The organism is Pseudomonas sp. P4_C3 (assembly GCF_056402075.1).
The window spans coordinates 22080-45474 of the sequence record NZ_JBFUIC010000016.1 but is presented as its reverse complement, the minus strand read 5'-3'; the positions used below and the strand labels follow the sequence as shown (position 1 = coordinate 45474).

23 protein-coding genes and 1 pseudogene are annotated in these 23395 nt (G+C 60.0%); 12 read left to right on the top strand and 12 right to left on the bottom strand.

From position 1 onward, the window contains the following. A pseudogene (locus AC1DVH_RS05595) lies at positions 1 to 74 on the bottom strand (sulfate transporter CysZ); the annotation flags it as partial. Positions 75 to 389: 315 nt separating this feature from the next. Here AC1DVH_RS05595 and trxB point away from each other — a divergent pair. Next, positions 390 to 1346 (top strand): thioredoxin-disulfide reductase, encoded by a 957-nt coding sequence (trxB, locus tag AC1DVH_RS05590; RefSeq protein WP_057716403.1) that lies wholly within the window; start codon positions 390 to 392, stop codon positions 1344 to 1346. Between the two features lie 83 nt (positions 1347 to 1429). On the opposite strand, the gene AC1DVH_RS05585 is transcribed toward trxB, so the two are convergent. From AC1DVH_RS05585 to AC1DVH_RS05555, 7 genes are all read right to left on the bottom strand, one after another. Continuing rightward, positions 1430 to 2680 (bottom strand): 2-aminoadipate transaminase, encoded by a 1251-nt coding sequence (locus AC1DVH_RS05585; RefSeq protein ID WP_477752954.1) that lies wholly within the window; start codon positions 2678 to 2680, stop codon positions 1430 to 1432. 226 nt (positions 2681 to 2906) lie between these two features. After that, positions 2907 to 3245, bottom strand: a complete 339-nt coding sequence (locus AC1DVH_RS05580; protein ID WP_429488460.1) for a HopJ type III effector protein — start codon at positions 3243 to 3245, stop codon at positions 2907 to 2909. After that, positions 3238 to 3534, bottom strand: a complete 297-nt coding sequence (locus AC1DVH_RS05575; RefSeq protein WP_218429330.1) for a DUF1244 domain-containing protein — start codon at positions 3532 to 3534, stop codon at positions 3238 to 3240. The genes AC1DVH_RS05580 and AC1DVH_RS05575 overlap by 8 nt, the downstream gene beginning before the upstream one ends. Before the next feature lie 96 nt (positions 3535 to 3630). Further along, on the bottom strand, positions 3631 to 4002 hold the full coding sequence (gene folX / locus AC1DVH_RS05570) for a dihydroneopterin triphosphate 2'-epimerase (protein WP_477752953.1): 372 nt from the start codon (positions 4000 to 4002) through the stop codon (positions 3631 to 3633). A 2-nt stretch (positions 4003 to 4004) separates the two neighbouring features. Next, the gene (gene folE, locus AC1DVH_RS05565) at positions 4005 to 4565 is read right to left on the bottom strand and encodes a GTP cyclohydrolase I FolE (RefSeq protein ID WP_477752952.1); all 561 of its coding nucleotides are present in this window, start codon (positions 4563 to 4565) and stop codon (positions 4005 to 4007) included. A gap of 20 nt (positions 4566 to 4585) precedes the next feature. Continuing rightward, the gene (gene folM, locus AC1DVH_RS05560) at positions 4586 to 5296 is read right to left on the bottom strand and encodes a dihydromonapterin reductase (protein ID WP_477752951.1); all 711 of its coding nucleotides are present in this window, start codon (positions 5294 to 5296) and stop codon (positions 4586 to 4588) included. A gap of 70 nt (positions 5297 to 5366) precedes the next feature. Then, positions 5367 to 5936, bottom strand: coding sequence for an antibiotic biosynthesis monooxygenase (locus AC1DVH_RS05555; RefSeq protein WP_477752950.1), 570 nt, complete (start codon positions 5934 to 5936; stop codon positions 5367 to 5369). A gap of 210 nt (positions 5937 to 6146) precedes the next feature. Between AC1DVH_RS05555 and AC1DVH_RS05550 the strand changes: the two genes are divergently transcribed. Then, positions 6147 to 7106, top strand: a complete 960-nt coding sequence (locus tag AC1DVH_RS05550; protein ID WP_477752949.1) for a MerR family transcriptional regulator — start codon at positions 6147 to 6149, stop codon at positions 7104 to 7106. A 3-nt stretch (positions 7107 to 7109) separates the two neighbouring features. Here AC1DVH_RS05550 and AC1DVH_RS05545 read toward each other — a convergent pair whose 3' ends face one another. Next, the gene (locus tag AC1DVH_RS05545; RefSeq protein WP_477752948.1) at positions 7110 to 7715 is read right to left on the bottom strand and encodes a hypothetical protein; all 606 of its coding nucleotides are present in this window, start codon (positions 7713 to 7715) and stop codon (positions 7110 to 7112) included. Positions 7716 to 7769: 54 nt separating this feature from the next. Then, the gene (locus tag AC1DVH_RS05540; RefSeq protein ID WP_477752947.1) at positions 7770 to 8246 is read right to left on the bottom strand and encodes a PAS domain S-box protein; all 477 of its coding nucleotides are present in this window, start codon (positions 8244 to 8246) and stop codon (positions 7770 to 7772) included. Between the two features lie 102 nt (positions 8247 to 8348). On the opposite strand from AC1DVH_RS05540, the gene AC1DVH_RS05535 reads away from it, so the two are divergent. The 4 genes from AC1DVH_RS05535 to AC1DVH_RS05520 all read left to right on the top strand — a co-directional run bounded on the left by AC1DVH_RS05535 (position 8349) and on the right by AC1DVH_RS05520 (position 11824). Next, a complete protein-coding gene (locus tag AC1DVH_RS05535; protein WP_477752946.1) occupies positions 8349 to 8804 on the top strand; it encodes a flavodoxin in 456 nt (151 codons plus the stop codon). A gap of 226 nt (positions 8805 to 9030) precedes the next feature. After that, positions 9031 to 9813, top strand: a complete 783-nt coding sequence (locus tag AC1DVH_RS05530) for a class II aldolase/adducin family protein (RefSeq protein WP_477752945.1) — start codon at positions 9031 to 9033, stop codon at positions 9811 to 9813. Next, a complete protein-coding gene (locus tag AC1DVH_RS05525; RefSeq protein WP_477752944.1) occupies positions 9813 to 10715 on the top strand; it encodes an alpha/beta fold hydrolase in 903 nt (300 codons plus the stop codon). The genes AC1DVH_RS05530 and AC1DVH_RS05525 overlap by 1 nt, the downstream gene beginning before the upstream one ends. A 197-nt stretch (positions 10716 to 10912) precedes the next feature. Continuing rightward, positions 10913 to 11824, top strand: coding sequence for an SDR family oxidoreductase (locus AC1DVH_RS05520; RefSeq protein ID WP_477752943.1), 912 nt, complete (start codon positions 10913 to 10915; stop codon positions 11822 to 11824). Between the two features lie 73 nt (positions 11825 to 11897). Here AC1DVH_RS05520 and AC1DVH_RS05515 read toward each other — a convergent pair whose 3' ends face one another. Continuing rightward, positions 11898 to 12668 (bottom strand): N-acetylmuramoyl-L-alanine amidase, encoded by a 771-nt coding sequence (locus tag AC1DVH_RS05515; RefSeq protein WP_477752942.1) that lies wholly within the window; start codon positions 12666 to 12668, stop codon positions 11898 to 11900. Between the two features lie 591 nt (positions 12669 to 13259). On the opposite strand from AC1DVH_RS05515, the gene AC1DVH_RS05510 reads away from it, so the two are divergent. The 3 genes from AC1DVH_RS05510 to AC1DVH_RS05500 all read left to right on the top strand — a co-directional run bounded on the left by AC1DVH_RS05510 (position 13260) and on the right by AC1DVH_RS05500 (position 19132). Then, the gene (locus AC1DVH_RS05510) at positions 13260 to 15053 is read left to right on the top strand and encodes a DUF1302 domain-containing protein (protein WP_477752941.1); all 1794 of its coding nucleotides are present in this window, start codon (positions 13260 to 13262) and stop codon (positions 15051 to 15053) included. A gap of 23 nt (positions 15054 to 15076) precedes the next feature. Beyond that, complete coding sequence (locus tag AC1DVH_RS05505; RefSeq protein WP_477752940.1) at positions 15077 to 16447, top strand: DUF1329 domain-containing protein; 1371 nt, start codon at positions 15077 to 15079, stop codon at positions 16445 to 16447. Positions 16448 to 16588: 141 nt separating this feature from the next. After that, positions 16589 to 19132 carry a LuxR C-terminal-related transcriptional regulator gene (locus AC1DVH_RS05500; RefSeq protein ID WP_477752939.1) on the top strand — a complete coding sequence of 848 codons (2544 nt, stop codon included), beginning with the start codon at positions 16589 to 16591 and terminating at the stop codon, positions 19130 to 19132. Positions 19133 to 19147: 15 nt separating this feature from the next. On the opposite strand, the gene AC1DVH_RS05495 is transcribed toward AC1DVH_RS05500, so the two are convergent. Continuing rightward, positions 19148 to 19948: an IclR family transcriptional regulator gene (locus AC1DVH_RS05495; protein WP_477752938.1), complete on the bottom strand. Its 801-nt coding sequence runs from the start codon at positions 19946 to 19948 to the stop codon at positions 19148 to 19150. 164 nt (positions 19949 to 20112) lie between these two features. On the opposite strand from AC1DVH_RS05495, the gene hmgA reads away from it, so the two are divergent. From hmgA to maiA, 3 genes are read left to right on the top strand one after another with little or no spacing between them, the layout of a single operon-like run. After that, complete coding sequence (hmgA, locus tag AC1DVH_RS05490; RefSeq protein ID WP_477752937.1) at positions 20113 to 21417, top strand: homogentisate 1,2-dioxygenase; 1305 nt, start codon at positions 20113 to 20115, stop codon at positions 21415 to 21417. 3 nt (positions 21418 to 21420) lie between these two features. Further along, the gene (fahA, locus tag AC1DVH_RS05485) at positions 21421 to 22725 is read left to right on the top strand and encodes a fumarylacetoacetase (protein WP_477752936.1); all 1305 of its coding nucleotides are present in this window, start codon (positions 21421 to 21423) and stop codon (positions 22723 to 22725) included. A 12-nt stretch (positions 22726 to 22737) separates the two neighbouring features. Next, a complete protein-coding gene (gene maiA, locus AC1DVH_RS05480; protein WP_477752935.1) occupies positions 22738 to 23373 on the top strand; it encodes a maleylacetoacetate isomerase in 636 nt (211 codons plus the stop codon). Positions 23374 to 23395: the final 22 nt, after the last annotated feature.

Below are 23395 nucleotides of genomic sequence, written 5' to 3'. Positions count from 1 at the left end.
CGCAGGCTGGGGCTCAGCACCAGCTTGAGGCCTTCGCGCAGGTATTGCGGGCCGGACAGAACGGGGGCAGGCATGATGTGCTCCGAGCAAAGGGAAAACGCGCCGACCTTACCGGCTTTGCTTCATGTGCGAAAGCGCGGCAGTGGTATCGACATTCACTGTAACAAAGACGTCGATATCGTCGGTCAGATGGCATAGAGACCACCTATGAGCTGGATTGTTAATCCGTATTTCCTTAATCTTCGCCCCCTCGATACGCTGCACCCAATCTTTTTACAGGACGGTCGGGTTCAAGCCTTCCCCAAGTGCTTTCAACCGTTCTTTTTTATTCCAGCCGGCAATCCGGCGTTCCGCGCCAGGTGTTCCGGGCCGGTCAACAGGAGCAGGTCATGTCTGAAGTCCGTCATTCGCGAGTGATTATTCTCGGTTCCGGCCCTGCCGGTTACAGCGCCGCGGTCTATGCCGCCCGTGCCAACCTCAAGCCACTGCTGATCACCGGCATGCAGGCTGGCGGTCAACTGACCACCACCACCGAAGTCGACAACTGGCCGGGCGACGTCCACGGCCTGACCGGCCCGGCGCTGATGGAGCGGATGCGCGAGCACGCCGAGCGTTTCGAAACCGAGATCGTTTTCGATCACATCAATGCCGTGGACTTCGCCGCCAAGCCGTACACCCTGACCGGCGACAGCGCGACTTACACCTGCGACGCCCTGATCATCGCCACCGGCGCCAGCGCTCGTTACCTGGGCCTGCCATCGGAAGAAACGTTCATGGGCAAGGGCGTTTCGGCCTGCGCGACCTGCGACGGTTTCTTCTACCGCAACAAACCTGTGGCTGTGGTCGGCGGCGGCAACACCGCTGTTGAAGAGGCCCTGTACCTGGCCAACATCGCCAGCAAGGTGACCCTGATCCACCGTCGCGAAACTTTCCGCGCCGAGAAGATCCTGATCGACAAGCTGAATGCCCGTGTTGCCGAAGGCAAGATCGAGCTGAAGCTGAACGCGACCCTGGACGAAGTGCTGGGCGACAACATGGGTGTGACCGGTGCGCGCCTGAAGAACAACGACGGCAGCTTCGACGAAGTGAAAGTCGACGGCGTGTTCATCGCCATCGGCCACACGCCAAACACTTCGCTGTTCGAAGGCCAGTTGACCCTGAAAGACGGCTACCTTGTTGTGCAGGGCGGCCGTGACGGCAACGCCACCGCCACCAGCCTCGAAGGCATCTTCGCCGCCGGTGACGTGGCTGACCACGTGTACCGTCAGGCCATCACCTCCGCTGGCGCCGGTTGCATGGCGGCACTGGATGCCGAGCGTTACCTCGACAATCTGCAGAACGCTTGATTCTGCTTTCGTTGAAATGAAAAAACCGGCTTCGGCCGGTTTTTTATGGGCAACACAAATGCGCTCCTACAGGGGAGATATGCTTAGGCCAGTTTGGCCAGGCACGCCTCAAGGATGTCGAGCCCTTCCTCCAGCACCGTTGCCTCGATGGTCAACGGGGCCAGCAAGCGAATGATGTTCCGCGATTTGCCGCTGGGCATCAACAGCAGGCCCGCGTCCCGCGCCAGGGCCAGCAGTTGGGTCAATTGGGCCGGTGCGGGCGAGCCATCGGCGTTGATCAACTCGATGCCACGCATGGCGCCGACGCCGGTCAGGCGTCCCAGGTACGGCGTCAGGTTGTTCGCGCGCCAGGTTGCATGGCGGCCGACAATCGCTTCTTCCTGCTGTGTGCCCCAGGCATGCAGGTTGGCATCGGTCATTTCGTCCAGGGTTGCCAATGCCGCAGCGCAGGCTATGGGGTTGCCGGAGTAAGTGCCACCGAGTCCGCCCTTGGGCAAGTTGTCCAGCAGCGACTTGCGCCCGACCACCGCTCCCAGCGGCACGCCGCCGGCGATGCTTTTGCCGAGCAGGATCAAGTCAGGCTCGATACCCAGTCGCGAAAATGCAAAGCGTTGGCCGGTACGACCGAAGCCGGACTGGATTTCATCGGCGATCAGCACAATGCCCTTGTCGTCGCAGAACTTGCGCAGCGCCTGGGCGAATTCGACGTCCATGGCCAGGAAGCCCGCTTCGCCCTGCACCGGTTCGACGATAAAGCAGGCGACGTCTTCGACATCGATCTCAACGCTGAACAGGCGCTCCATGGCTTTAAGGGCTTCGCTGCAGCTGACGCCGTTATCCTGGCTGGGGAAGGGCAGGTGATACACCGGGCCCGGCAGCACGCCGACTTTCTGTTTGTAGGGCGCGACTTTGCCATTGAGGTTGAGGGTGGCCAGTGTGCGGCCGTGAAACGCGCCGTCGAAGGCGATGACTGCGCTACGGCCGGTGGCGCCACGGACGATCTTCAGGGCGTTTTCCGCCGCTTCCGCGCCGCTGTTGGTAAGCATGCCGCTGACCGGGTAACCCACCGGCATGAACGCACTGAGGCGATCCATCAGTTCGAGGTAAGGCGCATGGGGCGCTGCATTGAACGCGTAATGGGTCAGTCGGGTGGCTTGTTCGCGGATGGCTTCGACGATACGCGGATGGCAATGGCCGAGGTTCAACACGCCGATGCCGCCGACAAAGTCGATGTAGCGTTTGCCATCGGTGTCCCAGACCTCGGCGTTTTTGCCGTGGCTGAGCGTGACAGGGTGAACGATGTTGATCGACTGGCTGATGGTTTCGCTGCGCATGAATGACCGGCTCGGAAGAAGGAGGACTTCTTTTTATCTAAGCCGTGAGCGGTGGTAGGGGGCAAACGAAATAAAGTGGCCGGGTCAATCTTAAAAGTCGGGATGTGCTGTCGATCGTCTGTAGGAGCGAGCCTGCTCGCGATGGTCGTGAACGATAACACTGGGTGCCTGATGCCCCGCAGCGCTCTCAGGTTCATCGCGAGCAGGCTCGCTCCTACAATTTGAATCAGCGGCGGGTCAGTGGCTGTTGGGTGAATTTCACGCCAGCCAGACCATGGGCCATCAACGCGCGGATGTTGCCGTGATCGCTGCCTTCCGGCGTGGCAACAACCGAACGGTAATGCTCGCCGAAAGCCAGCAGGGCTTCTTCATCGCTCAAGCCTTCGAGCAACGCCAGACCCAGGGTCTTGCACGAGCCTTCGTTCTGCCCGGCCGCGTTTTCCACGCCACCATTGTTGAAAGCCTGAGGCTGGTAGTCGTAACCGGCAGCAATGAACGCCAGAGTATCGGCGAAGGCGTGTTCGCCGCTGTTGAGGCTGGCGCGCAGGGTGTTCAAATCACTCATTGGGTTTTCCTTTGGCGAACGCCGCCTGTTGTTCGGCGTTGGCTTCTTGCTGAAATTGGGCTTTCCACTCGGCGTACGGCATGCCGTAAACCACTTCGCGGGCTTCATCGAGGCTGACCTCGATCTGGCGTTCGTCAGCCGCCGCCTTGTACCACTTGGACAGGCAGTTGCGGCAGAAGCCCGAGAGGTTCATCAGGTCGATGTTTTGCACATCCTTACGGCTGTCGAGGTGGGCCACCAGCCGGCGAAAGGCGGCGGCTTCGAGTTCCAGGCGTTGTTGATCGGTCATGGCGGTCTCTGCGAGACAGCTTCAAGCGGCACGCTTGAAGCTGCAAGTTGGATGGCGGTGGCTGCAAGTTTACAGCCTGGCGCTTGTGGCTTGAAGCTAGCGGCTCGCTGCCAGCGTAATCGACACCGACTCGGCAAATCGCAGCGCGTGGGGCTTGTCGACCTCGACCTCGGCGTAGAGCACCGATGCGTTAGCCATCACCAGGTCGAGAATTTCCTGGGTCAGGCGTTCGAGCAGCGCAAAGCGGTTGCCTTCCACATGGGCAATGATCGCCTTGGTAATGGTCCGGTAGTTCAGCGYGTGATCGATGTCGTTGTCCCGCACCGCTTCCTGGGCTGCGTACAGGATGGTGAGGTTGATCAGCACATCCTGCTTGTTGAGGATTTCATCCTCGTTGATGCCGATGAAGGTACGCAGGCACAGGTCTTTGACCCGGATGCGTGCCATGCCTGGCTGAAGTTGTGGCATTGCTACTTGCTCCGTCCAATCAATTGCAGGAACTCCTGGCGGGTGTTGCTCGATTCGCGGAAGGCGCCGAGCATCACCGAGGTGTTCATGGTCGAATTCTGTTTCTCGACGCCGCGCATCATCATGCACATGTGCTGTGCCTCGATGACCACCGCGACGCCTGCCGCGCCGGTCACCTGTTGCACGGCGTCGGCGATTTGCCGGGTGAGGTTTTCCTGGATTTGCAGGCGCCGGGCGAACATGTCCACCAGCCGTGCGATCTTCGACAGGCCCAGCACTTTGCCGGTTGGAATATAAGCCACATGCGCCTTGCCGATGAAGGGCAGCATGTGGTGTTCGCAAAGCGAGTACAGCTCGATGTTGTCGACGATGACCATTTCATCGTTGTCGGAGGCGAACAGCGCGCCATTGACGATCTCTTCGACACTTTGCTCGTAACCATGGCAAAGGTACTGCATGGCTTTGGCCGCGCGCATCGGCGTATCGAGCAAACCTTCGCGGTTGGGGTTTTCACCGAGACCGATGAGGATCTCTCGATAATTCTGGGGCAGCGATAACGTCATGGAAAATCCTCGCGGGACACTTATTTGATGTGCCTTCCGCCGTTGACGGTCAGGGTGGTGCCGGTGACATAAGGGTTGTCGAGCAGATAGCGCAGGCTCTGGTAGATCACTTCACAGCCGGGTTCGATGCCCAGCGCGGACTTGGCCAGCACCTTGGCGCGGTAGGCCGCGTCGTCCTCAGGGTTGAACAGTAGCAGGGCTGGCGCGATCCCGTTGACCTTGATGGCCGGCGCGTACCTGGCGGCGAAGGACAGGGTCAGGCTGTCGAGCCCGGCTTTGCTGGCGCAATAGCCGATGTGCCTGCTACTGCCCTTGCGGGTCACGTCATCGCTGATGTGCACGATGTCTGCGGGGCTTGAGCGTTGCAGCAGGTCGGCGCAATGCAGGTTGATCAGGTAGGGCGCCAGCATGTGCACGCTGAACATGCGGGTGAACGCTGCAGCGTCGGTGTCCGGCGTTTCGGCCAGCCATTCGGAGGCGTTGTGGACAATCGCCCGTAAACAGTCGGTGTGGGTTTTCAGTTCGCTGATGAAGGCGAGGATCCCGGCCTCGCTGGCGAAGTCCGCGAACACCGCCGTGGCCCCCAGATCGCGCAGCGCTTGTACGCCGGGTCGTTCGCTGCGGTAGCTGAAAATCACGCGCTGGCCATCTTCCAGCAGTCGCCGGGCGCAATGCAGGCCGACACGCTGGCCGGCTCCGGTAATGAGGATGGGGGCTGCAGAAAAAGTCATGAACGGCTCGCGTCGCGGTGAGAACAAAACTATACCAGCGACGGGAGCGCTCTACCTATTGTGCGCAATATCAGTGGTTTTGGGTGGAGGGGGCGGCGGGCAAGCGGCGTACGGGCGTGCTGTTCAGCCAATTGGCCAGCAAACGGGTCGACAGTGGAATGAAGAAATACACCATCAACGGCGTCAGGCACAGGGTGCTGATGAACATGCGGAGCAGCAGCGCCATCTCACTCAGCAGCGACCCCAGCGCAAAGTTGAACAGCAGGGAAACCGGAAAGAACGCCAACCAGATTGCCACGGCCTGTTTCCAGCGCGGCGGGCGTTGACCGACGGCACCGAACCAGCCCTCGATGCCGCTGACCCGATGTTCTGTCGGGTGGGCGAACAACTCGCTGCCGCGTCCGAGCCAGGCGCTGCGCGAAGCGGAATACTCCCAGGCATGCAGGGTCTGCTCGTCGGCGAAGCGGAAGATAATCTGGCATTCGTCATCACCGGGCGGCGGTGCGAGTACTCCGGAGCCAAGGTAGCCAGGAAAGTCGGTGGCCAGTTGTTCGCCTTCGCGCAGCCAGGCGATCAGGTCTTGATAACGTCCATTGGCAACGCGGCGCGCAACCATCAGCGTGACGGGAGGGGTAGACATTGTGCATCTCCGTAGACATTTGCGTCGCTCCGGATAGGAACTTCGCCAGGCGCAGCGCCGGGGTAGTGGGCTGCGGCTTGAAACAAGCAAGGATTATTCCTCATTCTGCCGGTTTCGTCTTTGAGCGATTTTTTTCGATTATGAACTTGAATCGTTGTGGGGCAGAGGAGTTAAATGGGATCCCACCTGCACATGGACATACAATCCTAGATGCCTGTCCTCACTGACGTAGTTTCAGGTGTACCGCGGGCTGTCTCCCTTGAACAGGAACAGCTCTATCCGATTCGCGAGGTGGCGCGCCTGACAGGCGTCAATCCGGTCACGCTTCGAGCCTGGGAGCGACGTTATGGCCTGATTGTTCCAATGCGCACCGAAAGTGGGCATCGCCTGTATTCGCTGACCGATATCGAACGGGTTCGCGACGTCCTCGGCTGGGTCGAGCGCGGTGTAGTCGTCAGCAAGATCGGCAGGATCCTGGCCAAAACCCAGCCGCTCCAGGCGTTGTCGCACATTATCCCCAACAACCTCGTGGAAGCCGATTATGCACAGTGGCAGCAGCAGGTTCTTGCTGCGGTCAACGGGTTTGACGACATTCGGCTGGAGCAGGTCTACGGGCAAATCTTTTCCAGTCACGCCCTGCCGGTGGTGTTTCAGGACATTCTGATCCCTGTCTGGAAGCAATTGTTGCAACGACAGGACCAGTTCGGCGGGACCAGCGAGTGGCTGTTCCTGGATGGATTTTTGCGTTCCCGGGTGGTGCAGCGTCTGTTGTTGCTGCGAGACAAACAGCCGCCTCGGGTGGTCATCTGTGCCTTGGTTGGCCATTGCCGCGAGCTGGAACTGTTGGTCGCTGCCCTGTTTCTGAGTGCCGGGCCAGCGGCCGTTCGCGTGCTGAACATTGGTCAGCCGTTCGATGAGCTGGTGCTGACGTGTGAAAGGGTCAAGCCCTTGGCGCTGGTGTTGTTTTCCAATCATGTGCCGGCTCCCGAGTTGCCGCGGCGCTTGAATCGCCTGGCCATGAGTCTGGAGTGCCGATTGTTGTTGGCCGGTGATGCTTGCGATCTGGTACAGGAGAGCCTGGCCGGGTCATCGATCGGATGCCTGGGCAATGAAGGGGAGGTCATGAGCCAGCGTCTGAAGCAGTTCCTGGCGGGTAGTCTGGATACTTGAGGTTCAGAGGTGCAGCGCGGGATGAGTCAACCGATGTTGTTGCAGGATGAACTGGCGCAGGCGCTCGGTTTCGTCCGTATCGCTCTGGCTCAGTTGATAGGCATAGAAGCCCTGTTCGTTTTCTTTCTCGAAAGTGCCACGCAAGGCAATCCGCTCATAGCCTGACGGGCTGAACCACAAGGCGAAATGCTTCGGCGGCTTGGTCTTGTTGCGAACCTCCAGCAAAACCCCTTTGCACGACACTTCGTGCACCCAGAGGGTGCCTGTTTGACCCTTGGCGTTTTCCAGTGCTACCGGTTCGTCCAGTACCAGGCGCCAAGGCCGGACCATCGGTCCGTCTTCATAGATGCTCGGCACGCCGAGGCGCAGGTGTAGCGCATGGAACTCGTCTTCCACCAGGTGCAGGGGGAAGGTCATTTGCTGGTTTTCGAAGGTGGCTTGAATGGTCACCTGCTCATGGGCCGCCAGGCGGGTGAGCAGGTCACGAATTTGCGATCCCCCGTTGACGAGCAGGCTCGACGTCGCGTCCCGCACATTGAGTTGCGGGTTGTGTTGCATGCTCTGGATGAAATCCAGCTCATCCTGGGTCAGGAGTGCGTCGCGTTGCATGGCCAGCTCAAAAGATATAGTTACAAAGTCAGCGGTGATTGTAGTTACTGACCATTAATTCTTGATTTGGTTTTTGCCGTTCGTCGCCTTGAGCGCCGTCAGTTCGGCCTGGAGTTCAGCCAACTGCGCTTCAAGCTGTGTCACGCGCTGTTGTGTCTTGACCTGCGCGGTGACATCTTTCTGCACGCCGACAAAGTAGGTTTGCCCGTCCGCTGGATTTTTCACCGTTGAAAGGGACAGCTCGTTCCAGAACGGTGTGCCGTCCTTGCGGTAGTTGCGCAGTATTTCCCGGCAGGATCCTTCACGGTTCAAGGCGTCGCGAATCAACGGCAGGGCTTCCTGGTCGCGGTCTCCCGACTGCAGGAAGCGGCAATCCTGATAGAGGATTTCTTCGCTGGAGTACCCCGTCAGGCGTTCGAACGCGGGGTTGACGTAAATGAGGATTTTGTCCTGATCGCCTTCCTTTTCCGCAATCACGATACCGTCGTTGGAGGTGTTGATAGCCATTTGCAGCAGTTGCGCATTAATCATCGGAGGATCCTTTCCTGATTGATTGTCGATTGCATTCTAAAAGAACAATCACGACCGTGCTGTTAATATCCGGGTCTTTTACTCGGATTCAGGATCAGATTGATGAAAGTCGCCATCATTTCCGGCTCGGTGTACGGCACGGCCGAAGAAGTTGCCCGCCACGCCGCCAGCCTGTTGAAAGCCGCCGGTTTCGAAACCTTTCACAACCCGCGTGCGACCCTCGCCGATCTCCAGGCGTTCGGCCCCGAAGCCTTTCTGGCGGTGACCTCGACCACCGGCATGGGTGAGCTGCCGGACAACCTGCAACCGCTGTATTCGACCATTCGCGACCAGTTGCCAGCGGCCTGGCGCGGTTTGCCGGGCGCGGTGATCGGATTGGGTGATGCGAGTTATGGCGATACTTTTTGTGGCGGCGGCGAGCAGATGCGCGAATTGTTCGGAGAGCTGGGCATTCGCGAAGTACTGCCAATGCTGCGGCTGGATGCCAGCGAGAGCGTGACCCCCGAGACGGACGCCGAGCCCTGGCTGGCGGACCTGATCAACGCACTGCGCGCCTGATCGTTGCCCCGGCATCCTTGCCAGTCAGGGTTCTGACAGTACGGTAAAAAACTGCCTGTCAGACCATCGCTGGCGCCGGTCGTTTGACATGGATCCAGGGTGGCTGGGCGACTGACTCGCAGGGCCACAAAGCTGGCTGCGAATGCAAGTACACGAACCTCAAGGGGTGACTAGACTCGGTAAACATAGGAAACACTCCATCATAAAAACACCGAGGTTCCTTGCCGTGACTGTCGCTCCTGTCCAATCGCCACACAGAGTCAAACACCAGGTCAGTGCTGCCGAGTGGCAGACCCGCGTCGACCTGGCGGCTTGTTATCGCCTGGTCGCTCAACACGGCTGGGATGACCTGATCTTCACCCATATCTCCGCCAAGGTGCCTGGCACCGAAGATTTCCTGATCAACCCGTTCGGGTTGATGTTTCATGAAATTACCGCGTCGAGCCTGGTCAAGGTGGATCAGGCCGGCAACAAGCTGATGGACAGTCCTTACGAGATCAATCCGGCGGGATACACCATCCACAGCGCCGTGCATGAAGTTCGTCACGATGTCGTCTGCGTGCTCCACACCCACACCGCTTCAGGGGTGGCGGTGTCGGCACAGAAGCAGGGCGTTTTGCCGATCAGCCAACAGTCGTTGTTCGTGCTTTCCAGCCTGGCCTACCACGCCTACGAAGGCGTGGCGCTCAACCATGAAGAGAAAGTGCGGCTGCAGGCCGACCTCGGTGAAAACAATTTCCTGATGCTGCATAACCACGGTCTGCTGACCTGCGGCAGCACCATCGCCGATACGTTCCTGATGATGTTCACCTTTCAGCGTGCCTGCGACATTCAGGTCATGGCGCAAAACGGTGCCGCTGAACTGATCGCCATCGAACCGCGGATTCTGGCCGGCGCCAAAGCCATGATCGCGGGTGTCACCAGAAGTGCTCAAGGCATGGGCGGAGCGCTGGCGTGGCCGGCGCTGCTGCGCAAACTCGATAAACTGGACCCGGGCTATAAACTCTGATGGAACTCGCCGAGATCCCTCTGTGTGTCTGGCGCAAGCGCAGCCAGACGTTCATCTTTCGTGACCAGAGCATCCGTTACTGGACAGCAGGGCAGGGTGAGCCACTGTTGCTCATTCACGGCTTTCCGTCCGCCAGTTGGGACTGGCATTACCTGTGGCAGCCTTTGACCCAGCGGTTTCGCGTGATCGCTTGCGACATGCTGGGCTTCGGCGATTCAGCTAAACCTGCGAATCACGAATACAGCCTGCTGGAGCAAGCGGATCTGCAACAGGCACTGCTTGAACACCTGAATGTCGAACAGCCGGTGCACCTGTTTGCCCACGATTACGGCGACAGCGTGGCCCAGGAACTGCTGGCCCGGCATTACGAGTCGCGGGTGGAGCTGGCCAGTTGCGTGTTTCTCAATGGCGGGTTGTTTCCGGAAACCCATCGCCCGGTATTGATGCAAAAACTCTTGCTCAGCCCTTTGGGCTGGATCATTGGCCGTGCCTTCAGCCGTGATGGCCTGGTGAGAAGCTTCCGGCAGATTTTCGGTCCGCAAACCCGTCCCAGTGAAAGCCAGATGGATGACTTCTGGAGCCTGGTCGAAAGCCAGCGCGGGCCACGGATCATGCACAAATTGATCGCCTACATCCCGGAGCGACGCGTCTGGCGCAACCGCTGGGTGAGCGCGATGCAACGCGGTGAAGTGCCGCTGCGAGTGATCGACGGCGGGGTCGATCCGATCTCCGGCGTGCACATGGTCGAGCGTTACCGGGAACTGATCCCGAAGGCGGACACGGTGGTGTTGCCCGACATTGGCCACTACCCACAGATCGAGGCGCCCTGCGAGGTGCTCAAGCACTACCTGGCGTTTCGCGATCAACTGCTCTTGCCGTCGCGCAAGGTGGCGTGTTCCTGATTCGTAGCGTTGAACCTGTTCTGCTTCTGTGGCGAGGGAGCAAGCTCCCTCGCCACAGGGGGCGCGTCATCCTGTCCGACGCGATCATCATCCCCCAGCCTTATCGCCCACCATTCAGCCTCCCCCTTGTTCATTGTGACCCGCTGCGCAGTGCCTGAAACTCGGACTCATTGTCCCCTGGCCTGCTGGAGTCCCCCATGAATGAGTCTGTGCGCTTCGAAGATAAAGTCGTGATCATCACCGGAGCCGGTGGCGGCCTGGGACGGGCGCATGCACTGCTGTTCGCCAAACAGGGCGCCAGGGTGCTGGTCAACGATCTTGGCGGCTCGGCCCAGGGTGAGGGCGCCAACGCCTCGGCCGCCGACCGCGTGGTGGCGGACATTCGCGAGGCTGGTGGCATCGCCGAGGCCAACCACGACTCGGTCACTGACGGTGACAAACTGGTCCAGCACGCTCTGGACGTCTTCGGTCGAGTCGACGTAGTGGTCAACAATGCCGGGATCCTGCGTGACAAGACCTTCCACAAAATGGATGACGCCGACTGGGACCTGGTTTACCGCGTCCACGTCGAAGGTGCCTACAAAGTCACCCGCGCCGCCTGGCCGCACATGCGCGAGCAGAACTACGGCCGGGTGATTTTCACCGCGTCGACCTCGGGCATCTATGGCAACTTCGGCCAGTCCAACTACGGCATGGCCAAGCTCGGTCTCTATGGCCTGACCCGCACCCTGGCCATCGAAGGCCGCAAGAACAACATCCTGGTCAACGCCATCGCCCCCACTGGCGGCACGCGCATGACCGAAGGCCTGATCCCGCCGCAAGTCTTCGAACAGCTCAAGCCGGAACTGGTCAGCCCGCTGGTGGTGTACCTGGCCAGCGAGGACTGCCAGGAAACCTCCGGACTGTTTGAAGTCGGCGGCGGCTGGATGGGCAAGGTCCGCTGGGAGCGCAGCCTCGGTGCCGGGTTCGATCCTCGGACGGGTTTCTCCCCGGAAGACGTGGCGGCGCACTGGCAGCAGATTTGCGACTTCGAAGGCGCGGCGCATCCGAAGGACAACATCGAAGCGTTGAAGGAAATGATGGGGAATTTGCAGAGATATACGCTCTGATACTGCCGGCAAGGTCACATTGATTGACCTTGCCGGTTGTTGCATTTGTCGGCTGGGAGCCGTTTGTTACCGATCAGCCGGGAAAGTATTTGACTACCAGTGCCTTCAGATTGGCGGCTGTTTGCACGTCCATTTTTCCGTCGAAGTTTTCCGGGCGAAAATGCATCTGGAATGCCCGCACCAACTGTTTAAAACCGCCTTCCGTTGACGCGCCCGAAACATCGTATCCATAGGTTTTGAACAGCCCAAGCAATTCGCTTCGGGCTGGTACGCCCGATGTGGTGTATTGGCGCAGATACTCGTCCCTAGTGGTTGCATCGAACCAGGCTCCGACGCCTTTCAAGTACAGCGCTTGCCAGGGAAACATCGGCCCCGGGTCACTCTTGCGGCCGATCGAAACATCGGAGTGGCCCAAAACCTTCGTCGGCGTGATATCCGGGTAGCGCTTGAGGATGTTCAGGGCCAGTTGTTCAATCGCAGCGATCTGCTCGGGGTGATACGGCGGAAAGGTGAATTCGCCGTTGTTGTCAGTCGCCAGGTTGACGACTTCAATGCCGATGGACGTGTCATTCAAATTGCTGCGGTTGCCCCACTGACTGACGCCCGCGTGCCAAGCGCGATGGTTTTCATCCACCAGGTTGAAAACTTCCTGCCCGGTATGACCGGCGCTCAGGTAACTGGGGTCAGTGATATCTGGAATCAGATAGTGCGCGCTGACATACGGGCCGGTCAGGGCACTGACAGAACTTGAAAAGTTAGCGGCCGTGTAGTGAAGAATCAGAAAGTGTATTCGACTGTTGAAGCTTCGGATTGAGCGATACTGGTTGTAGTTGATGGATTTCATGGTTGCACTCGCAATAAGTAAGTTTGAAGCCGGACGAAAATAAAAATCGTGCGCCGACTTGTTGTTCAACTTAATGGCTCGAGTGCTTTTGGTGTTTACCTTTGGCTGTAGGCGCTTTCTGAAAAAAATGTAGGCGCGCTAAGTTTTTTCTGGATGCTCAGGGGGGACTGACGGGCAGCCGTTACTCATCAAAAAACATCGCCCATAAAAAAGGCCGCTGCAAACGCAGCGGCCAAGGTAAGACGTTGGATCAGGAGCTACAAATCAACGTCAGTGAACGCGGGGCGATGAACCGAATCCTCAATTCATCTGAAATCTTTCATCACGGCACAGGCGGGTACATCGTGCCTGCGGTGGTTTACCGTGACAGCCAGGCAAGAATAAGCCCTTGGTGTCGTAGGAAAAATACCAATTACGGACATGCACTGTTGCAACCCCGGCAACAGTCAGGATTCGGCTGCTCGTCCTCTGGGTGATGACCCTGTGCCGGTCATCCTTTAGAGGTACACCACGAATACCTCCTTGGTGCGCTTATCGACCCCGGTGCCCGGCAGTAGGGTGAGGCCTTCTGTCACTCACCGGGGAAGACGCATGACAAAAACAACAATGCGCGCCATCTTCACACCACAGGCGCTGGCGGCTGCGGTTGCATTGGGCTGCTGTGCCCAGGCACAGGCCATTTCGTTCAACATTGGGGAAATCGAGGGGACGTTCGATTCCTCGCTGTCGGTCGGCGCGAGTTGGGGCGTGCGTGATGCGGATAACGCCCTGGTGGGCACCGTCAACGGCGGTTCCGGCCAGTCTTCGACCGGCGACGACGGGCGATTGAATTTCAAGAAGGGTGAAACCTTCTCGAAAATCTTCAAGGGGATTCACGACCTCGAACTGAAGTACGGCGACACCGGTGCGTTTGTGCGTGGCAAGTACTGGTACGACTTCGAACTGAAAGATGAGAGCCGGCCATTCAAGGACATCAGCGATCACAATCGCAAAGAGGGCGCCAAGTCTTCAGGCGGACAAATCCTCGACGCTTTCGTCTATCACAACTACTCCCTCGCCGATTTGCCGGGCACGGTCCGCGCCGGCAAGCAGGTGGTCAGTTGGGGCGAAAGTACTTTCATCGGCAACTCGATCAACAGCATCAACCCGGTCGACGTGTCCGCGTTCCGTCGACCGGGGGCAGAGATCAAGGAAGGCCTGATTCCGGTCAACATGCTGTTTGCCTCCCAGGGGCTGACGGACAAATTGACGGTCGAAGGCTTCTATCAACTGGAGTGGGACCAGACGGTTGTCGATAACTGCGGCACCTTCTTCGGCGTCGATGTGGTGGCCGATGGTTGCAACAAGGGTTACACCGTCGCCAACCCGGCCATTGCACCGCTGCAGCCGATTGCTGCTGCCTTTGGCCAGGGCTTCGAAGTCAGCAAGGAGGGGGTGATCGTTCCCCGTGGTGGCGACCGCGATGCCCGGGACTCCGGACAGTGGGGGACGGCATTGCGCTGGCTGGGGGACGACACCGAGTACGGCCTGTACTTCATGAACTACCACAGCCGCTCACCGAATGTCGGGACCACCACCGCTGGCCCCGGTACGCTGGCAAGCCTTCCGGGGATCGTTGCCGCCGCCAACCGCATCGCGCCCGGCAGCGGTTCGGGCCTGGCCCAAAGTGTGATGCTCGGTCGTGGCCAGTATTACCTCGAATACCCGGAGGACATCCGCCTCTACGGCGCGAGCTTCTCCACCACGTTATCCACCGGCACCGCGTGGAGCGGCGAAATCAGCTACCGCCCCAACCTCCCGGTGCAGGTCAACACCAATGACCTGACCCTGGCCATGCTCAATCCGATTGCAGGTGGTGCGGCATCGCCCATCGCCACTACACCGGGGGCCGACAACAAAGGCTACCGCCGCAAGGAGGTGACGCAGGTCCAGAGCACCCTGACGCATTTCATCGATCAGGTCGCGGGTGCGGATCGCCTGACCCTGGTGGGCGAGGCGGCGGTGGTTCGGGTCGGCGGCCTGGAGCCGCGCACCAAACTGCGCTACGGCCGCGACTCGGTGTTTGGTCAGTATGGTTTCGGCGGTGATACCGGCGGCTTCGTGACCTCGACGTCGTGGGGTTATCGCGCCCGGGCCATTCTCGATTACAACAACCTGATCGCCGGGATCAATTTCAGACCCAACCTCTCGTGGTCCCACGACGTTTCCGGCTTTGGCCCCAACGGTCTGTTCAACGAAGGCGCCAAGGCCATCAGCCTCGGTGTCGACGCGGACTATCGCAACACCTATACCGCGAGCCTCAGTTACACCGACTTTTTCGGCGGGGACTACAACGTCCTCACTGACCGTGACTTCGTGGCGTTGAGCTTTGGTGTGAACTTCTGATCTGGCTGAAAAGGATGAATTCAATGCGCAAGATGATTCTGCAATTGGGCACCGTTCTGGCCCTGAGTCTGCTGGCTGCCAACGTGATGGCCGCGGTGTCGCCGGAAGAAGCCAACAAGCTCGGCACCAGCCTGACCCCACTCGGTGCCGAGAAGGCCGGTAATGCCGATGGCTCGATTCCGGCCTGGACCGGCGGCATCCCGAAAAACGCTGGTGCGGTGGACAGCAAAGGTTTCCTGGCTGACCCGTTCGCCAACGAAAAGCCGTTGTTCGTGATCACCGCGGCGACCGTCGACAAGTACAAGGACAAGCTCTCCGACGGCCAGATCGCGATGTTCAAGCGCTATCCAGAGACTTACAAGATTCCGGTCTATCCCAGCCACCGCACCGTGGCGTTACCGGCGGAAATCTATGAGTCGGCCAAACGCAGCGCTCTGAACGTAACACCGATCAATGACGGTAACGGTCTGGCGAACTTCACCGGTAATCGCTACTACGCGTTCCCGATTCCGAAGAATGGCGTGGAAGTGATCTGGAACCACGTCACGCGTTACCACGGCGGCAATCTGCGCCGCACCATCACCCAGGCGACACCGCAGTCCAATGGCGATTTCACCGTGATCCGCTTCAAGGACGAGGTCGCCGTGCCGTCGTTGCTCGGTGATTTGAAACCGGGCAGCGACGATAACGTCCTCAACTACTTCAAGCAGGAAGTGACCGCACCGGCGCGGCTGGCGGGCAACGTGTTGCTGGTCCACGAGACCCTCGACCAGGTCAAGGAGCCGCGCAAGGCCTGGATCTACAACGCTGGACAGCGCCGGGTACGGCGTGCGCCACAGGTCGCTTATGACGGCGTCGGCACCTCATCCGACGGCCTGCGCACTACCGATAACTTCGATATGTTTTCCGGCGCACCGGATCGCTACGACTGGAAACTGATCGGCAAGAAGGAGATGTACATCCCCTACAACAGCTACAAGCTCGACTCGCCAGACCTCAAATACACCGATGTGATCAAGGCCGGGCACATCAATCAGGACCTGACTCGCTATGAGTTGCACCGGGTCTGGGAAGTCGTCGCCACGGTCAAGCCGAGCGAGCGCCACGTGTACGCCAAACGCCACATGTACATCGATGAAGACAGCTGGCAAGTGGCGCTGGCCGACCACTACGACGGGCGTGGCCAGCTTTGGCGCGTCGCCGAAGGGCATGCCCAGTTCTACTACGATCACCAGGTGCCGACCTACACCGTCGAAGCGCTGTATGACCTGATTGCCGGCCGCTATATCGCCCTGGGAATGAAGAACGAAGAGAAGCGCAGCTTCGAATTCAACATCGATGCAAAAGCGGGGGACTACACGCCAGCAGCCTTGCGTAGTACGGGGGTTCGGTAGGTTTCCTACAGACTCTTAAACAAAAGGGTGACTTCGCGGTCACCTTTTTTATAGGGGTTGATCAGTGTGTTGAATACTTCTTCAACAAGCGCTCGGGAGGGGACTAGGGTGGCGCCAGAATTATAAAAAAGGCGCATCACTATGACTGCAATGACGCACTGTCTGGACCGCCCCGGTTTCCTGCCCCGACTGTCGTCCCATCATCTGTCCCGCGAGCGGCTGATCGAGCCCATGCTGGTCTCGACTGCGCGGGTGAAGTTACTTTGCGCGCCGGCCGGTAGTGGCAAGAGCGCGTTGCTCACCGAATGCCTGCTGCGGGCGCCGGAGCACTCTCGGGTCTGTTGGCTGCCGCTGGCGGGGGCGTCGTTGAGTGCAGCCGATTTTCTGTTGCGCCTGACGCAAGCGCTGGGTCTGCCCTCGGCGGATGAGCCCGGGCTGCTGGCGCATCTGGCCCGATTACAGGCGCCGACCTGGCTGTTTCTGGATGATTACTGCCGCGCACCCAATCCGGAACTCGACCGGATGCTCGATCGCCTGTTGGCCGTCGCCAGCCCGGCGCTGACCTGGTGGCTGAGCTCCCGTCGACGACCATCCTGCAATTGGCCGCGGCTGCTGCTGGATGATGAGTTGTACGAGTGCGAAGGCCGGACGCTGGCGTTTACCGAGGCCGAGGTCGGGCAGTTGCTCGGTCATGTCGAGCCGACCCTCGCGGCACAAACCGCCAAAAGGGTAGTTGAGCGCAGCGGTGGCTGGTGCGCTGGCGTGCGGATCGCGTTGCTCAATGGTTGTCCGTGGTCTGGTGAACAGGGGCGTTCGGCGACGCTGCTCGATTATCTGCAGCATGAGTTGTTCAACACCTTGCCGCCGGAGTTGGTTGAAGTCTGGCAGGTGTTGGTTCATCTGCCACGCTTCAACGCCAGCCTGTGCGAGCATCTTTTCGGTACGGGTGAGGGCGCACAGTGGCTGCACGCGTTGCAGGAAATGGGCTGCTTCATTGAACCCAGGGAGGACTCCGTCGAGTGGTTGCGGATCTTCGAGCCATTGGCCCGGGCGATGCGTGAAGAGCCGACCCCGGCCGGGCGATCCTGGCATCGCCGCGCGTGCCAATGGTTCAGCACCGAAGAAGACTGGCAAGGTGCGTTCGAGCAGGCTCTGTTGGCGCAGGAGTTCGAAGTGGCGGTCAGCCTGTTGCAGCACTTCAGCTTCGAGCATTTGTTCCGGCGTGAAAATGCTTGTCTGTTGTTGAATCTACACGAGCGTCAACAGGCTGAGCTGACCCTTGTTACACCGCAATTGGTGGGACTGGTTACTGCGGCGTTGTTGTTTGCCGGGCGCTTCGATCATGCTGCCGTGTGCATTGAGCAACTGGCTCGATTTGCCCCACAGCCTACGCAAAAACTGCAACGGCAACTGCTGGCACGCTGGCAGGCGCAACAGGGCTGGTTGCTGCATTTGCAAGGCCGCATGGAGGCGGCCCGTGCGCACTTTCTCGATGCGCTGGCCGAGTTGAGCGTCGATGCCTGGCCGGTGCGATTGTTGTGCCTGTCGGGTCTGACCCAGCAGGCCTTGCTCAACGCCGAACTCGATGCGGCGCAGACGTTCAATCGTGAGGCGCTGTGTCTGGCGCGCGCCCAAGGCTCGCTATTGTTCGAAGGGCTGCTTGAACTCGATCACGCGCAGTTGCTGGAGATGCGCGGTGCGCCCCGACGTGCCGAGAGCTTGTTGGCTGAAGTTTTTGACCTGTTGTCCCGACAGGCTGATCGACCGACGCCGTTATTGGGGCGAATTGCCCTGCGGCGAGGGCGGTTGGCCCTCTGTCAGGGACAAGATGAGTTGGCCGCCGGTTTCTTCCAGTCCGGCCTGGAGGACTGCCTGCAAAGCCAGGACAAGCACGCGCTGTATGGCTTTCTCGGGCAAGCGCAGATGGCCGCCAATCAGCGCGATTACGCCCTTGCGTTTGATCGTTTGCGCGAAGCCGAACGCGTGATGCAGCAGCGCCAGATTCCCGATACGGTGTATCGCGGGGTGCTGCTGCAAATCAGCAGTCATTTCTGGTTGCAGCAAGGGCGACCGGAGTTGGCCTGTGAAGCGCTGACCCGTGTCTTGCGTCACTATCGCGGGCCTCGTGCACGCCAGGCGCCACCGGCCACGCTTCAACTGATTGCCCGTATCGAGTACCAATTGGTGTTGGCGCAGATGCATTTGCAACAGACGCAAAAGCCGCTGGATCGGCTGCAGGAGTTGCTCGATCACGCGCAACGGCATGCCATGCTGGCGCTGGAAACGGAATTGCATTTGGCGATCAGCGAAGTGGCGGACCTGACCGCGGAGCCCAGTCTGGCCAGGGCGGCTTTGGAGGCGGGCCTGGCGCTGGTGAAGCGTTGTAATGGGCAACAGGCGTTGCGTGAACTGGGGCTGCGCCAGCCGAACTTGCTCAGCCGTTTGCGCGGGGAAGAGTCGGTGACGGCCATGCTCGCCGATGTCAGCCCGCTGAGTACCCGGGAGATTGAGGTGCTGGGTCTCATTGCCCAAGGCAGTTCCAATCAGCAAATTGCCGAGCGACTGTTCATCTCCTTGCATACGGTGAAAACCCACGCCCGGAGAATCCACAGCAAATTGGGGGTTGAGCGTCGGACGCAAGCCGTGGCGATGGGCAAGAAGCTGGGGCTGATCCTGCCCGTCTGATCAGCGCCGTTGCGTTCAGGTTGTCAATGCGTCTGGCTGATAACCCATGCGCCAACTCACTGCTCGTGTGGCAGACAGCAAACGCTGCGCCGCGGGACCGTTTTCATCGGCATGGAACAGCGAGGTCGGCCCGACCACGGTCAGTACTGCCGCAATCTTGCCCATGGCGTTGAATACCGGCGCCGACAAGGCATCCACACCGGGCATCAACAATCCATGCACATGATGCAGGCCCCGTTGGCGGATCTGTTCGCACATCGTCGTGTACGCCTGATCATCCGCCAAGCTGTGGGTGGCGCTGCTCTGCAACTCCTGATCGCGCAGGTCCACGGTTTCACGCCTGGGCAGGTAGGCGCCAAATACCAGTCCCGTCGAAGAACTGAGCAATGGCAACACCGAGCCCAGTTGTGTCACCACCGTCACCGCACGCACCGCCGGTTCGATATGCACCACGGTCGCGCCCTGGTTACCCCATACCGCCAGAAAACAGGTTTCGTTCAAGTCGTCACGCAACTCGGACAAGGGCAGGGCGGCAACTTTCAGCACGTCCATACTGTTGAGTGCCGCCAACCCTACGCGCAAGGCTTCGCGGCCCAGGCCGTAATGGTTGGTGGCGGCGTTCTGTTCGGCAAAACCGCTGGCGATCAAGGCCTGCAAATAGCGGTGAACCTTGCTCGCCGGCATCTGCACGTGTTCAGCCAGGCGCGACAGCGAAGTCGAGGGCGACAACTCGGCCAGAGCCTTGAGGATGTCGGTGCCAACCTCAGCCGAGCGGACTTTCTGTTTGCCGTTGCTGTCGCTGGTAGGTTTTTCCATGGTGGCGGTTTGATCCTGTAACGAATGGGCGTCTTTATAGCTTGACGGTCAATACCAATCAAATTACGTTATGCGTAATCTAATTACGATAAAAATAACCGAGGCTGGCCAGTAACTCTTCCAAAGGGTGACCGGCATTGCCGACTCCCTGTTCAGGAGGCTCCATGAACCCCGATTCAACGACGCCAGCGCTGGCCTACCTGTCAGGCTTCGGCAACGAATTCAGCAGCGAAGCGTTGCCCGGCGCACTGCCCGCCGGCCAGAACTCCCCGCAAAAAGCCCCGTACGGCCTCTACACCGAACTGTTCTCCGGCACGGCGTTCACCATGCCGCGCAGCGAGGCGCGGCGCACCTGGATGTACCGCATCCAGCCGTCGGCCAATCACCCGGCATTCGTCAAACTTGACCGGCAACTGGCCGGCGGTCCGCTGGGTGACGTGACCCCCAATCGCCTGCGCTGGAACCCGTTGGAGATTCCTGCCGAGCCGACCGATTTCATCGACGGTCTGGTGAGCATGGCGGCCAACTCGGGCGCGGAAAAACCGGCCGGGATCAGCATCTACAACTACCGCGCCAACCGTTCCATGGAGCGTGTGTTCTTCAACGCCGACGGCGAGATGTTGCTGGTGCCTGAACTGGGGCGCCTGCGCATTGCCACCGAACTCGGCGTGCTTGAACTGGAACCGCTGGAAATTGCCGTACTGCCACGCGGCCTTAAATTCCGCATCGAACTGCTTGACCCGCAAGCCCGCGGTTATGTCGCCRAAAACCATGGCGCGCCGCTGCGTCTGCCGGACCTGGGGCCGATTGGCAGCAATGGCCTGGCCAATCCGCGGGACTTCCTGACCCCGGTGGCGGCCTACGAAAACCTGCAACAACCGACCACGCTGGTGCAGAAATTCCTCGGCCAGTTGTGGGCGTGCGAGCTTGATCATTCGCCGCTCAACGTGGTTGCCTGGCACGGTAATAACGTGCCGTACAAATATGACCTGCGCCGTTTCAACACCATCGGCACCGTCAGTTTCGATCACCCTGATCCGTCGATCTTCACGGTATTGACCTCGCCAACCAGCGTCCACGGCCTGGCCAACCTCGACTTCGTGATCTTCCCGCCGCGCTGGATGGTGGCCGAGAAAACCTTCCGCCCGCCGTGGTTCCATCGCAACCTGATGAACGAATTCATGGGTTTGATCCAGGGCGAATACGACGCCAAGGCTGAAGGTTTTGTACCCGGCGGTGCTTCGTTGCACAGCTGCATGAGCGCCCACGGTCCCGACGGTGAGACTTGCACCAAAGCGATCAACGCTGACCTCAAGCCGGCGAAAATCGACAACACCATGGCGTTCATGTTCGAAACCAGCCAAGTGTTGCGCCCAAGCCGTTTCGCCCTCGATTGCCCACAACTGCAAAATACCTACGACGCCTGCTGGGCTACGCTGCCCGCCACTTTCGACCCGACCCGGAGATAACCCATGACGCAGACTTCCATCACTCGCAGCTGGGTTGCGTCCGCCAACGGCCACGCGGACTTCCCCCTGCAAAACCTGCCGCTGGGCGTGTTCAGCCTCAATGGCTCGGCACCGCGCAGTGGCGTGGCCATTGGCGAGCATATCTTTGATCTGCAAGCGGCCCTTGAAGTCGGGTTGTTCGATGGCGCCGCGAAGGCTGCGGTCGAGGCTACTTGTTGCGGCCAGTTGAATGCGTTCTTCGAACTGGGCCGCGAGGCCCGTGTGGCCCTGCGTGAACGCTTGCTGGAACTGTTCGCCGAAGGCAGCACCCTGCACGGCAAGATCGAAGCCCAGGGCGCAAAACTGCTGCCGCTGGCGGTGGATTGCGAGATGCACCTGCCGGCGAAAATCAACGATTACACCGATTTCTACGTCGGCATCGAGCACGCGCAGAACGTCGGCAAACTGTTCCGTCCCGACAACCCGCTGCTGCCGAACTACAAGTACGTGCCAATCGGCTACCACGGTCGTGCGTCGACCATTCGCCCATCCGGTACTGACGTCCGCCGCCCGAAAGGCCAGACGTTGCCGGCCGGTCAGAGCGAACCGACGTTTGGCCCTTGTGCGCGCCTGGACTACGAACTGGAGCTGGGCATCTGGATCGGCCAGGGCAACGACATGGGCGACTCGATTGCCATTGGCGACGCCGCCAATCACATCGCCGGTTTCTGCCTGCTCAATGACTGGTCGGCACGGGACATCCAGGCCTGGGAATACCAGCCGCTGGGGCCGTTCCTGTCGAAAAGCTTCATCACCAGCATCTCGCCGTGGGTGGTCACCGCCGAAGCACTGGAGCCGTTCCGTCGTGCCCAGCCTGCGCGTCCGCAAGGCGATCCGCAGCCGCTGCCGTACCTGCTCGACAAGCGCGATCAGGCCGCTGGTGCGTTCGACATCGAACTGGAAGTGTTGCTGCTCACCGAGGCCATGCGCGAGCAGAACCTGCCAGCCCATCGCCTGACCCTGAGCAACACCGGGCACATGTACTGGACCGTGGCACAAATGGTCGCGCACCACAGCGTCAATGGTTGCCAATTGCAGGCTGGGGACTTGTTCGGCTCGGGCACGTTGTCGGGACCGCAGAGCGGTCAGTTCGGCAGCCTGCTGGAAATTACCGAGGGCGGTAAAAAGCCGGTCGAACTGGCCTCGGGCGAGGTGCGTAAATTCCTCGAGGACGGCGACGAAATCATCCTGCGCGGACGTTGCCGCCGCGACGGGTTCGCGTCCATTGGCTTCGGCGAATGCCGCGGCAAAGTGCTGCCGGCGCGCTGACAGGAGCAGGGCATGGAACTCTATACCTACTACCGTTCGACTTCGTCGTACCGGGTGCGTATCGCGTTGGCGCTCAAGGGTCTGGATTATCAATCCTTGCCAGTCAACCTGATCGCACCGCAGGGTGGCGAGCATCGGCAGCCGCCTTATCTGGGCATCAACCCGCAGGGCCGTGTGCCGGCCTTGCGCACCGATGAAGGCGAATTGCTGATCCAGTCTCCCGCGATCATCGAGTACCTGGAGGAGCGTTATCCACAGGTGCCCCTGCTGTCCAAAGACCTGGCTGCCCGTGCTCACGAGCGCGGCGTGGCGGCAGTGATCGGCTGCGATGTGCACCCGCTGCACAACGTCAGCGTGCTCAATCGGCTGCGCCAGTCGGGCCACGACGAACCGCAGGTGGTGGAGTGGATCGGCCACTGGATCGGCCAAGGGTTGGCGACGGTGGAGCAGTTGATCGGTGATGAGGGTTACTGTTTCGGCACCGAACCCGGGTTGGCGGATGTCTACTTGATCCCGCAACTGTACGCGGCCGAGCGGTTCAATGTTTCTCTTGAAGCTTACCCGCGAATCCGGCGAGTGGCGGCATTGGCGGCGACACACCCGGCGTTCATCAAGGCGCATCCGGCGAATCAGCCAGATACGCCTTAAGTCAGAAGCAGGATCTTTTGCT